Below are 11,940 nucleotides of genomic sequence, written 5' to 3' on the forward strand. Positions count from 1 at the left end.
TTCCCTGGCGTAAACGCAGGAAGAGTGACTCCCTATGAGGAGAGCCACCCTTCCTAGCATCAGGGGTTTTCTATCGGTTAGCGAGCAGCGGGAGTCGTGCCTTTGAGCTGCAGGATTTGTACGGCTTCAGGCAAGATGAGCTTGCCGTCCACACGCTCTTTAGCCACAAAGCCAATCATGCCGTTACCGGCATAAAGTTCACGCAGCTGCGCAAAGGAGCGCGTACCACGGTCACCGATGTTGTAGTAGGAGAAGTCTCCGAAAGCGATCTTGTCTTCGGGGGCAAAGGCAGAGGTGTGAATCGGATACCCAAGCAGTGTGTCGGGCTCTCCGACCTGATAGGACGGCTGCCACATGAAGTTGCCATTTCCGTCTTTGAACTTGCGGATGGTGGCAATGGTGGCATCGTTCATGATGAACGCCGCGTTTTTGCGGTACGGGCGCTTCAGCCCATAGGTCAAATCCAACACGTCATCGCCCTTGATCTCGGCTGTGAGTTTCTTAAAGACCTCGCCGCCGCCTTTGTCAGCAAACAAGCCCAAAGGCTGACCGGTTCCCGTACCGTTCAAGAAGGCATCTTCCTCAGCATTTGCCAGTGCTTTTGCAAAGCTGGTCATGAGATAGGATTCCAGATCGAAAGCTGAATCATAGAGGAGCTCTTCGGTCACCTTCACGGCAACATAGAGCTTGTGGGCATCGAGCAGAACCTGGTCGAACTTGGCATCCTTGAACTCTAATGCGCCGCCTTCGTCAATCCATGCCGCTGCCGGAGTGGTTGTAGCGATATTGATCTTATGCACGGCACTGGTGTTCACCTTGCGGGCAAGCTGGCGAACAATGTTTTCTTCTTGCAGACTTTTGAACAGCGTCTGATCGTACTCTTCAGGCACCAGATAGCCACCATCAGCATCCACGCCTTCTTGCAGCACATTGGAAATGCGCGTGAAGTTCGACCGCAACGCATCCAACATCGCCTGCTTATATTCGGCCTTGGCTCGAAAACTCTTCGGTTTTTCCGTCTTGTCCATAGTGGCAGTAGCGGTGGCGGGTTTGGAGACCAGCGGTTGATTGACCGGTGCTTTGAGTTCCTCATCCATTTGCGCTTCACGGGTCATGCGCTTGATCTCACGGGAGTAGTCTTGGATTTCTTTGTCCATCTTTTCCCAGATGGCGTTATCCTCATCCGACAGCACACCGTGTTCGTTTCGATGAGACGCAACAAAGAGCTTAGCGGCATCGACCGCGGCCTGACGCTTTTGATTCAGTTCCATAATATTCATAAGTGTTTTCCTCCTTACAGGGTTTCGTAAATCGACAGACGTTTTAAGATTTCATCTGCCAAATGCTTAGGCGAGTTGGTGTCTTCTTCGGTAGGTTTCGCCTTCGCAGTGTTGATGTGGCAGGCTTTCGCCAGCTTCTCGTGCAAACAGTTCACGACCTTTTTGCGGTCGAACATGGCGGTTGCCGGATTCGAAATCGCGGCCATGTCTTCGGGGGTAATCTTGCTCGGCTCTAAGATTGCATCGATAAAGCCGAGTTCTTTTGCTTTGTGGGCGTTCATCCATGTCTCGGCATCCATCAGCTTGGCGAGTTCTCGGCGGTTCATGCCGGTTTTGATCTCGTAGGCGTTGATGATGGATTCTTTGACCTCAGAGAGCATTTGGGCAGCCCGACGCATTTCTTGCGTGTCTCCATACACGCTCGTGATCGGGTTATGGATCATGATGGTTGCTACCGGACTCATCAACACGGTGGTGCCGGCCATTGCAATCACAGATGCAGCAGAAGCGGCAATCCCATCAATCTTGATGGTCACTTGACCGGGGTATTCCATCAGCATGTTGTAAATCTGTGCCGCAGCGATACAGTCGCCACCCGGTGAGTTAATCCACACCGTAATATCACCCGTGCTGGCGGTGAGCTCTTCTTTGAAGATGGCAGGTGTTACCTCGTCATCAAACCAGGTCTCTTCGGCAATCGTGCCGCATAAATAAAGCGTCCGCTCACACGGACGCTCATCGGCATTTGTTGGGTATTGTTTCCAGTTCCAAAATCGTTTACTCAAATCGTTTCTCCTCCTTCCAAAGGTTGGTTGCCGGCGAATAGTCCGGCATCTTTGAGTTTGGTCATGTTGCCGTTAATCAAATACAAATCACCGCCTTCCTCCTCAGGGATACGGTCGAGGTTTTCCAGCGCACGGATGTCGTTTGCACTCATCCAGCCGTTTTGCCGGGCGGTGGCATAGCCGTTCATGCGTGACTCATAGTCGCCTCGAAGCAACCCGTCGACATTGAAATGAATCGTCAGATGTGCCTTTTCCTTATCGGTTAGAAGGGCTCTTTGTAAGGCTTGCTCCCAGCGCACCACCCACGGATCGAGCGTGTATTTCACAAACTCGAGCGACTGCTGCTCAATATTGGAAAACGAAGATTTATCGAGGTCACCGACCATGTGTGGCGGGATACGGAAAATACGGGCAATCTCATCAAGCTGAAACTTGCGGGTCTCTAAAAACTGCGCTTGCTCCGGACTAATCGAGATCGGTGTATAGCGCATGCCTTCTTCGAGTACTGCGATCTTGTTTGCGTTCGCAGCACCACCAAAGGTCGCATTCCACGAGGCGCGCACCCGTTCTGGATCTTTAATGATCCCCGGATGCTCTAACACACCACCGGGAGCAGCACCATTAGCGAAAAAGGTCGCACCGTATTCCTCACAGGCAATTGCCATGCCGATCGCGTTTTTCGCCATCGCAATCGGTGAATACCCAACCAGACCATCAAAGCCCAGACCGGGAATATGGAGCACATCACGCGAGGTTAGGGTGACCAGACCGCCGTTTTTCACGTTCGGCTCATCGGTACCCACCAGATACTGATAGACCAGCTGCTTTCGCTCATCTCTGTCCACGCTCATCCGAGACGGCATCAACGGATAAAGCCCTACAACTTCGCCACGGCCATTTCGAATGATCTGTGCGTAGGCGTTTCCCCACAAAAGCAGATGTGTCATGAGGGTTTCACGGAAGATAAAGCTCGTCATCTCGCTATTCGGCTCATCGTGAAGCACCCGATACAGCGGGTGTTCGGTGGCTTTGCGTTTCGCTGTGCCATCAGACTCATCCAACAGATGCAGCGGTAGACCTGCAATCGCCTCGGCTAAGATTCGCACGCACGAATACACTGCCGTCATCTGCATCGCAGAGCGTTCAGTTACAGCTTTGCCTGACGTGGTCGCGCCAAGGAAAAACCGATACCCACTGCCTTGGGTGGCATTTTGCGGCTTGTCACGGTAATGAAAAAGTGAAGACCAAAACCCCATAGAAAATAAACCTCCTTCCTGGTATTTGGGCATGAAAAAAGCACCCCACAAACGTGAAGTGCTTCGGTGTTAAAGAAGCAAAAGTCCTCGCGAATCGTAAACCGACTCGGAGGTGTCGTTGCCACAGCGGATGGCTCGGTCGAGCGCCATGATGGTAGCGATAGCACCGTCGATTTTCTCCGTGGATTTTGACTTGTCACATTTGATGTTTCCGGCGGGGTCTTGGCGGATGTAGATGTTGTCCATCATCCAGCGAAGCACCGGGTGTCCACCATGGGCCAGCTTGGCTTCGAGGGCGAGTTTCATGAGCTCTTTGGTCGGCGGACTCATGTCTTTAAACCCTTGCCCGAAAGGCACGACGGTAAAACCCATGCCTTCGAGGTTTTGCACCATCTGAACGGCTCCCCACCGGTCAAAGGCGATCTCTCGGATGTTGAAACGTGTGCCGAGGTTTTCGATGAAGGCTTCGATGTAACCGTAGTGGACGACATTTCCTTCAGTGGTATTGAGAAAGCCTTGTTTTTCCCACACGTCATACGGCACATGGTCACGAGCAACTCGCAGTTCGAGGTTGTCTTCGGGAATCCAAAACCACGGCGCAATCACGTATGGGTCATCATCGCCTACCGGTGGGAATACGAGAACAAAAGCGGTGATGTCAGTGGTCGACGATAGGTCGAGACCGCCGTAGCAAACCCGTCCTTCCAAATCCTCAAGATCAACAGGGCACGCGTTTTTGTCCCAGACCTCCAGTGGCATCCAGCGCACGGATTGTTTGACCCACTGGTTTAAGCGGAGTTGCCGGAAGGTGTTTTCTTCGGCTGGGTTTTGCCGAGCGGATTCACAGGCTGCTTTGACCTTATCGATGCCGACAGTGATGCCGAGTGAGGGGTTGGCTTTCTTCCATGTGGCTGGATCAGTCCAGTCATCGTTTTCGTCTGCGCCGAAGATTACGGGATAGAAGGTAGGGTCGATTTTTCTGCCTTCTAGGATGTCTTTGGCTTTTTGATGCGTCTCATAACAGATCGAATGCGTATCCGTGCCAGCCGTAGTAATAAGGAAATAAAGGGGCTGAGCACGGGCATCACCAGATCCTTTGGTCATGACATCAAAGAGTTTTCGGTTGGGCTGGGTGTGTAGCTCATCAAAGACCACGCCATGAATGTTAAAGCCATGCTTGGAATAGGCTTCAGCACTTAGAACTTGATAGAAGCTGTTGGTGGGCGTGAACACGATCCTTTTGGTGGAAGCGAGAATCTTCACCCGTTTGGATAGAGCCGGGCACATGCGCACCATGTCGGCTGCAACCTCAAAAACAATGGAGGCTTGTTGGCGGTCAGCTGCACATCCATAGACTTCGGCACGCTGCTCACCATCAGCACAACAAAGCAACAAGGCCACAGCGGCGGCAAGCTCACTTTTGCCCATCTTTTTGGGGATCTCAATGTAGGCGGTGTTGAACTGGCGGTATCCGTTTTCTTTGACGATGCCAAAGAGGTCGCGGATGATTTGTTCTTGCCAGTCAATGAGTTCAAAGGGTTTGCCTGCCCACGTACCTTTGGTGTGCCGCAGGCACTCGATGAAGGCAACCGCATAATCAGCCTTGCGCTTATCGTAGTGGGAGCTTTTCGCCATAAATTGGGTGGGTTGGTAGGTTTTGAGTTTACGCATGCCTAGGTTGCCTCCTTTCTAAATTTGGGCACAAAAAAAGACCGCGCCTTGCGATCTGGTTTCTTCTACGAGAGCAAGAGCCGCTTTGGTTCGGCTCGTTGCTGTTTGGGGTTGCGGTTTGTCTTAGTTGAATTCGGCCAAAAAGCTCGCTTCGGTGTCCATGATGTCTTGGGCGATGCGGTAGCTCGGATCTTCCAAGTTGCGCTTCTTGGCCAGGGCGATGATCTCGTCTGCTTTGGTGAAGTGCCATCCGAAGCGGTTCATGGTTTTAACCGCCAGTTTTTCGGCTCCCAGCTCGTTTGCTAAGGCTTCGAGGGTTTCAAAGTCGATGCCGGCTTCGGCTTGAATGTCACCGTGGGGTGCCGCGTCTTTTGGGATGTTCAAAATCGAGGTGATCAGGGTTTTCGTTTCGCTGGTTTTCATGCTTGTTTTCCTCCTTGGGTTTGCTTTCCTTGTGTGTCTATATATCACTCTGTTCGAGGAGAATAGCAAGTCATTTCTGCAGCTATTTTGGGGTATTTTTAGGCGTTTTTCATCGCCCAGCGCATGGTTTCCAGATTCGTTTTGAAGTACTCGTCGCAGCATTTTTCAAGGCGGAGTTCGCACTCGATGCGGTCTCGGCAATCACTGCTCCACATGCTTCCGTAGGGCTCTTCAGCAAAGCTGTAGATTTCTGCTTGGTAGCCTTCGTTTTCTCTGTTGTAGTAGCGGTAGCGGATGGCGATCACGGTGTTTTCGTCGAAGAGGACTTCGCTTTGTTCCTGCAGGTGTTCAATCGTGGTTTTCATGACTGTTTTCCTCCTTGGGTTCGTCTGTTCTTGTGTGTCTATATATCACTCTGTTTGAGGAGAATAGCAAGCGGTTTGAGCAGGTATTTCGCCTTATTTTTCGACAATTTTTACCCGGTCAATGTTCCATAAAACGTGAAGATGCGATCCGTTTTCCCACGCTACTAAGAGCGAGCCAATGTCATCGATGCCAAGCACCCGACCTTTCGTTCCCACCCTTGGTGCGTGCGGGTCGTTCATCTCAACCAGTTCCACGACAGAACCAATCGGATAGGCTTGTTCGATGCGTTCTCGTTCCTTTCTGGTTGGGGTTCTCATGCTTCGCCCTCTCTTCGTTTGTAGTACTTAAACGCACAGGATCCCTCGAGGTTTCGAAGCAGGATTTTGCGGATTTCTTTATATTCGGGACCGATCATGCCAAGGCGCAGCAGAAAACAGCGGAAGTAGTAGCGTTCGTTTTCCACCTCGTGGTCTTTGGCAAGGATCCGCTCGGAGTGTTTGGCGAGCTTAGCAATGAGTGCAATCAGCTGGATGTAGGCTTCGAGATCCCGCGCGGCAGGTGTAATGGGAAACCACGGAAAGCTGATCGTGTCTTCGCCGACCTCAATGGGCAGTACGTCTATTCCCAGTGCTTTTTGAATCACCGTTGTTTTCGACGCAATGATCTGATGCAGCCGCTCAAGCTCCGCTTCCCCGAATCCGTCTTTGGGAATGGAAATCGACATCTCGACTCGTTTTTCAACCCCGGTTGGATATCCTGCCGAATCCAGTGCGTCGAGAAGTTTTCGGTTTGCGTGCGGATCTTCAATGGTGAGCACCCCGTGGTTATCCAGCCGGATGCCGTCGGTGAAGTGGTAGCAAAAGTCTGGTTTTCTCGTACAATGAGCTTTGACTCCGAGGGCTTTTTCTATCACGCGAACCAGTGGTCTGCGCTCTGAGCCGGTGAGTCCATATTCTCTGGTGAACATTGGTTTTTCCTCCTTACCTTGTGGTATGTCTATACATCACTCTGTGTGGGAGGAATAGCAAGTTTTATTTTTGATGCTGCGTTAGAATCGCTCCCAGTACGTAGCGCACGCATGGCAGTGCTACGCCGTTTCCCCACAGCTTGTAGGCTGCGGTATCGGAGTACGGTTTTTTCAGCCACGTGCGCACTTGTCGCTCGGTTTTTGGTTTTCGGGGTTTGGCGGATTGTTTGGCATAGATCTCAAAGGCCTGTTTCCAAAAGGCGATCTGAAAGTCACTAGGGTTTTCCTCAGCGAGGTTCTCGCACCAGTCATCGGGAAAGCCCTGTAAGCGAGCACACTCGATAGGTGTCAACCTTCGAACCGCATAGGCAGACGGTGTAGATGGGGTTTTACAGAGCACAGCCATCCCACCTTGATTACAGCACGGATCGCCGCCTTTGGTATCGATGGTGCGTGAGGTAGTTGTGGTGGCTTCGTCGTTTTCGGTGCCCGTGAACATGGATCGTTTGTGTTTGCCCGCGATCGCATACGCTTTTGGCAGTTGGTTCATGACCAGTGGCTGGTTGTTTCCACCAGTACCGTAACGTGAGGTAATGGTCGGGTTGGTTTCAAAGGGACCGGTGTAGCGGGCATCTTGTGCGTGGTTGTCAAAGACAAGTGGCACATGTCCATGTGTTTCTGCCCGTAGTGTGCCCGTTTGGTTTTCTGTCACGTGCATGACCGCCCCGCCTTGGTCGTTTAACACGTACCTGCTTGTCGGATCAGTGCGTGCTCCAAGATTTGAGGGAGCAGTTTGTCTTTGTTCGCTGCTCGGTTGAGGATGCCTTGGCAGGCTCTGGGACTCAAATAGTATTCTTCCGGCACGTGGGCTTGTAAGATCTGCGACAAGGAAGATTCGTTTGCGTCGTTGGGGTACTCCGAAGTATTGCGCATCAAGTACCCGCCATCCGAGCGAGAAATCATCTGCCACGATCTCACCGGCACTGTGCCACTTGTCAGGTCGAGTTTCTGGAAGCGAATATCCTTTAAGCTGGCAGAACGCTTCAAGGACCGAGGCGAAGTCTTGGCCTTTGTTGGAAGAGAAAGCTCCCGGCACGTTTTCCCACACGGCATATTTGGGGTATTGTCCATCAGTTTCACACCTCATTTCTTTAATAATGCGGATGGCTTCGTAAAACAGGTTTGAGCGCGTGCCTTGAATGCCTTCACGCCTACCGGCAATGGAGAGGTCTTGGCAGGGAGAGCCAAAGGTCACGATATCCACCGGCGGCAGAGTCTTTCCTGAGACGGTTTGGATGTCGCCGAAGTGCGCGACCTGCGGGAGTTTTTTCGTGGTCACGCGGATCGCAAAGGGTTCGATCTCGCACGCCCACACCGGGCGCATCCCTAGCTGCAAAGCGGCTAAAGGAAACCCGCCAGAACCGTCAAAGAGCGAACCCAAAGTCAAAGGCTTATTCGTCATAGGTTTCACCTCGCTTCGCGAGCAGCTCAGAGTAGGTATAAGTCTTGCCGTCACGGGTGCAGGTGATGTTTTCCGTGCTGCCAGCAAACTCGGCAAACCTAGCGCAGGCCACATCGACATATTTGGGCTCCAGCTCAATGCCATAGCAGATGCGCCCGAGTTGTTCGCATGCAATCAGCGTGGAGGCAGAGCCAAGAAAGCCATCGAGGACGAGTGCGTTGGTTTGAGTGGATTGTTTAATCAAGTGCGCGATCAAGGGTACGGGTTTGCTGGAAGGATGCCCGTGACCGTCTGTTTTCGAGTTTTTGATGCCGTCGAAGTCGAAGCAGGCTTTTTGTTTTTGGTCTCCATACCAGTTGTGTTTGCCGTCTTTTCGCCAACCAAAAAGGATCGGCTCAAAGTTGAACTTCCAGTCGGTGCGCATCAAGGGTGCGCGCTCTTTACGCCAAATAAGGCCTGCTCCGAGCTTGAAGCCGGCATCTTCAAAGGCATCCAAAAAGATTCGCGATTTGCTGGTAGCATAAAACTCGTAAATCGACGCATCTTTAGCCATTGCCTGTTTGAAGCAGGCGAAGACCTTCATCAAGAACTCGTAGGCTTGTTTGTCATCAAGGTCGTCGTTTCTAATCTTGCCCGATGCGGACTCAAGATTTACGAAATAGGGCGCGTCGGTACACACCAGATTCACCTTTATATCCCCAAGCAGAGTCTGGTAGGTCTCGGGCAGCGTGGAATCTGCGCAGATGACCTTGTGTTTACCGATCTGCCACACATCACCGTTTCTGGTAATAGCAGGCTTTTCAAGCTCCTCAGCTTCATCGAAACCATCATCCGTGGCTTCTGTACCAAGGTCGAACAAAGCAGAAAGCTCAGCATCATCAAAACCCATGAGCGACAGGTCAAAATCGGCACCTTGCAGAGCTTCAATCTCAATACGCAGCAGCTCTTCGTCCCAGCCCGCATCAAGCGCGAGACGGTTATCTGCAAGAATATAGGCTTTCTTTTGCGCATCAGTGAGATAGTCCGCGATCACGCAGGGCACCTGGCAGATGCCTTCTTCTTTGGCGGCTTGTACACGTCCATGACCGACGAGGATGCTTTTGTCCTTGTCGATGATGACCGGCGAGACAAAGCCGAATTCCCGAAGCGAAGCACGCAGTTTCAAAACCTGCTCCGGCGAATGCGTGCGGGCGTTATTCACATACGGAACCAACTCGGAAATGGGGATCAGTTGCATGTCTTTGGTCGTGTTCATCGAATCAACCCCCATTTAGCAAACTGCTCAAACCCACCCAGACGGTTGATGTAATCGCGGGCAATCGCAACAATCTCGCCGTAAGGCTTGCCATCAACCTTGGTATCTCCAATCGCGCAACAAAATCGTTGCACTTCACCGGTCTCTTGCGCTTTGAGATGTGCGTAGATGTTGACCGACACATCAGCCTTGGAGAGGTCTTTGCCATGCAAACCACCACCGGTTACGGCGCGTCCCATATCTGAGCCGAGTTTTCGATTGGTCGCTCCGGTATCCACGTCCGTGCCACCGGTCCAGTCACCCAGCGGGTTCACAACCGCGCTGGGAAAATCCGAGCGAAGTTTTTCTGTGTTGGCGCAGGATTGGCAAATAATCAGCTGATCGCCATCGAGGATGTGTTTGCCGTCACTGGGATAGGCGGCGTAGAGGTCACGGGCAATACGGGCGAGTTTTTCTTCCTCAGTATTCACTGGAACACCGGTGAAGATGCCGTTATCACCGCAGCGAAACTCGTCTGCTTGATTGGCTGAGAGATACACATCTTGTGCGACCTGCTCGACATGTACAGACACATTCCCAGCAATGCGCTTGACTGTGGCATCAATCTCTGCCGTGTTGATATGTGTGTTGGTTTCTATGATTACATGACAGTTTCCGTGCCCGATCAGTACTTCGACCGCAATCTTCGGATCTGTCTCAGCCTTATAGGCGAGATCTACAATGGCACCGGCGATGCGGTCAGCGATTTTATCGGGATGAGCGGGATTTACTTTTTCAAACATAAGCGTTCACCTCATTTCTTGGTTTGCAAAAGCCGTTCCATCAGGTCATCGGCTGGTGTTGGACCGTCGTAAGAGACGGTGGAGTTTTGTTTGACGATGTCGAAAATCTCGTACCACAGCACATTGGCTTGCTTTTGAAAGCTCTGACTCATCGTCACAAACGGACTGGTCACAACCCCGCCCGTAGTAGGGTGTTTGCCGAGCAAGCCAAAGTGCGAGATGGCGTTTTCACACTGGATATAGCGGGCGAAGTTTTGTGCATACGCCTCAATCAGCCGAGGAGATACCAGATGTGAGCAGCCTCGCTCATGCAGCCAAGCCCATGTTTCGCGGTAGAGCTCATCGGCACCAAGCGGTGTGCCATCTTTTTGCTTCGCCGACAAATACTTAGAAGGCTCGGGCATATCTGCGCCCTCTAAATCCGCACCCTCACCAATGTCAGAACCCACAAGGAGGGTCACATCGGGCAAGGTGGGATCGAGCACTTCGGCGGGTTTGCCTTCGGCGATCTTATCGATTAAGGGTTTTGGCTTTGTTCCGGCGCGTTTGCGCCTGCCGCCACGGTGTGTTCCGTCTTTTGCCATGAGTATTTCCTCCTTTCTGTAGACATGGTGGGGTTAATCGGGTGTTTGAATCCGCGTTTTTACACGCGAGGCCCCGGCACCGTTCCCCGAGGGCCGCATGGTAGAGATTAAGATGCCCCCTAGGGGTCTGTTTTGTCACTTTTCCAAAGTGACTGTGTGTGTGCGTTTATGCCACCTGTCACCCATCTGGGCAGTGATTCTCGAATGACACTCGTGGCATAGGGCCTGCAGGTTTGCTTCATCGTGCCTGCCACCCCACGAGAGTGGCACCTTGTGGTGTACCTCGGTAGCTTTCGTATATCTGCCTTGCTCCAGACAGATCTCGCACAGTGGGTGTGCGGTGATGTAGCGGTCGCGGATGCGTTTCCATGCCCGTCCATATTTGCGTTTGGCATTCTTGTCTCTGCCGTAGCGTTCGTAGTCTTGGTTGTATTTTTTCAAGTGCTCTTCGCAAAACCTGCCCTCGGTAAGGCGCGGGCATCCCGGATAAGAACACGGTGTCTTAGGTTTCCTTGGCATGTCCGCCTCCTTTCTTCAGGCATAAAAAGACCCCGTAAGAACGTGTGCTTGCGAGGTCTTAGTCTTTAGTTTTATCGCTGATTATATAGTATCAAAACTGGTGGCGGACATTCTCGGACATCTTGGGACGAGTTTGACGGTTTGGCAGAACAATCGGGGCATCCGGCATCACGACATGTAAGAGTGCTCGTCCGTGCCAGCGTCGAGCGGTTCGCTCATCAACGTACAATGCCTCGCCGATGTCCTCCCAGGTTCTACCTTGCAGGTAGCGATACGACAAGGTCAGTCGCTCATCGGGGTTTTCAACGTGTTCGATGACCGTCACGATCTGTTCTTTCAGCGCACATAAGTCGTCGAGCTTGTGGGCGAGCTTTTCTTCTAAGTCCCAGACCTTTTCTAAGGCTTTGATGAAAGGTGGCTCGGTGCTTGGTGTTTTCTGGATTTGGTCTCGGTCGTATTGGAGTGCCGAGACGCTGGTGGCGAGTTCTCTTAAGTTTTGGATTTCGGTAACGAAAAAGTTGATCTGTTGGTCGAGCCGGTAGGCTTGGCGCAGGTATTCTTTTGCAGTCAACATAAGAGTTTGTTCCTCC

14 protein-coding genes are annotated in these 11,940 nt (G+C 52.0%); all 14 read right to left on the reverse strand.

Annotation, left to right across the window (positions count from 1 at the left end):
- Nucleotides 1-77 precede the first annotated feature (77 nt).
- Nucleotides 78-1,280 (reverse strand): phage major capsid protein, encoded by a 1,203-nt coding sequence (locus G445_RS0102270; protein WP_022865950.1) that lies wholly within the window; start codon nt 1,278-1,280, stop codon nt 78-80.
- A gap of 14 nt (nt 1,281-1,294) precedes the next feature.
- Complete coding sequence (locus G445_RS0102275; protein WP_022865951.1) at nt 1,295-2,065, reverse strand: head maturation protease, ClpP-related; 771 nt, start codon at nt 2,063-2,065, stop codon at nt 1,295-1,297.
- Nucleotides 2,062-3,321, reverse strand: coding sequence for a phage portal protein (locus G445_RS09255; protein ID WP_022865952.1), 1,260 nt, complete (start codon nt 3,319-3,321; stop codon nt 2,062-2,064). Before G445_RS09255 ends, G445_RS0102275 begins: the two co-directional genes overlap by 4 nt.
- A 69-nt stretch (nt 3,322-3,390) precedes the next feature.
- A complete protein-coding gene (locus G445_RS0102285) occupies nt 3,391-4,992 on the reverse strand; it encodes a terminase large subunit (RefSeq protein WP_022865953.1) in 1,602 nt (533 codons plus the stop codon).
- A gap of 123 nt (nt 4,993-5,115) precedes the next feature.
- A complete protein-coding gene (locus G445_RS09260; RefSeq protein WP_022865954.1) occupies nt 5,116-5,415 on the reverse strand; it encodes a hypothetical protein in 300 nt (99 codons plus the stop codon).
- Between the two features lie 98 nt (nt 5,416-5,513).
- Entirely contained in the window at nt 5,514-5,780 is a 267-nt protein-coding gene (locus tag G445_RS0102295; RefSeq protein ID WP_022865955.1) for an Nmad4 family putative nucleotide modification protein, read from the reverse strand.
- A gap of 93 nt (nt 5,781-5,873) precedes the next feature.
- The gene (locus G445_RS0102300; protein ID WP_022865956.1) at nt 5,874-6,098 is read right to left on the reverse strand and encodes a DUF4314 domain-containing protein; all 225 of its coding nucleotides are present in this window, start codon (nt 6,096-6,098) and stop codon (nt 5,874-5,876) included.
- On the reverse strand, nt 6,095-6,748 hold the full coding sequence (locus G445_RS0102305) for a hypothetical protein (RefSeq protein ID WP_022865957.1): 654 nt from the start codon (nt 6,746-6,748) through the stop codon (nt 6,095-6,097). The genes G445_RS0102300 and G445_RS0102305 overlap by 4 nt, the downstream gene beginning before the upstream one ends.
- Nucleotides 6,749-6,812: 64 nt before the next feature.
- Nucleotides 6,813-8,210: a DNA cytosine methyltransferase gene (locus tag G445_RS0102310; RefSeq protein WP_022865958.1), complete on the reverse strand. Its 1,398-nt coding sequence runs from the start codon at nt 8,208-8,210 to the stop codon at nt 6,813-6,815.
- Nucleotides 8,200-9,465, reverse strand: coding sequence for a site-specific DNA-methyltransferase (locus G445_RS0102315; RefSeq protein WP_022865959.1), 1,266 nt, complete (start codon nt 9,463-9,465; stop codon nt 8,200-8,202). The genes G445_RS0102310 and G445_RS0102315 overlap by 11 nt, the downstream gene beginning before the upstream one ends.
- Entirely contained in the window at nt 9,462-10,247 is a 786-nt protein-coding gene (locus G445_RS0102320) for an S-adenosylmethionine synthetase N-terminal domain-containing protein (protein WP_022865960.1), read from the reverse strand. Before G445_RS0102320 ends, G445_RS0102315 begins: the two co-directional genes overlap by 4 nt.
- Nucleotides 10,248-10,258: 11 nt before the next feature.
- Nucleotides 10,259-10,831, reverse strand: coding sequence for a P27 family phage terminase small subunit (locus G445_RS0102325; protein ID WP_022865961.1), 573 nt, complete (start codon nt 10,829-10,831; stop codon nt 10,259-10,261).
- A gap of 135 nt (nt 10,832-10,966) precedes the next feature.
- Entirely contained in the window at nt 10,967-11,350 is a 384-nt protein-coding gene (locus G445_RS0102330; protein WP_022865962.1) for an HNH endonuclease, read from the reverse strand.
- 91 nt (nt 11,351-11,441) lie between these two features.
- Nucleotides 11,442-11,924, reverse strand: a complete 483-nt coding sequence (locus G445_RS09265; RefSeq protein ID WP_022865963.1) for an RNA polymerase sigma factor sigma-70 region 4 domain-containing protein — start codon at nt 11,922-11,924, stop codon at nt 11,442-11,444.
- Nucleotides 11,925-11,940: the final 16 nt, after the last annotated feature.

It is taken from the genome of Actinotignum urinale DSM 15805 (assembly GCF_000420445.1).
In the GTDB taxonomy this organism is placed as follows: Bacteria; Actinomycetota; Actinomycetes; order Actinomycetales; family Actinomycetaceae; genus Actinotignum; species Actinotignum urinale.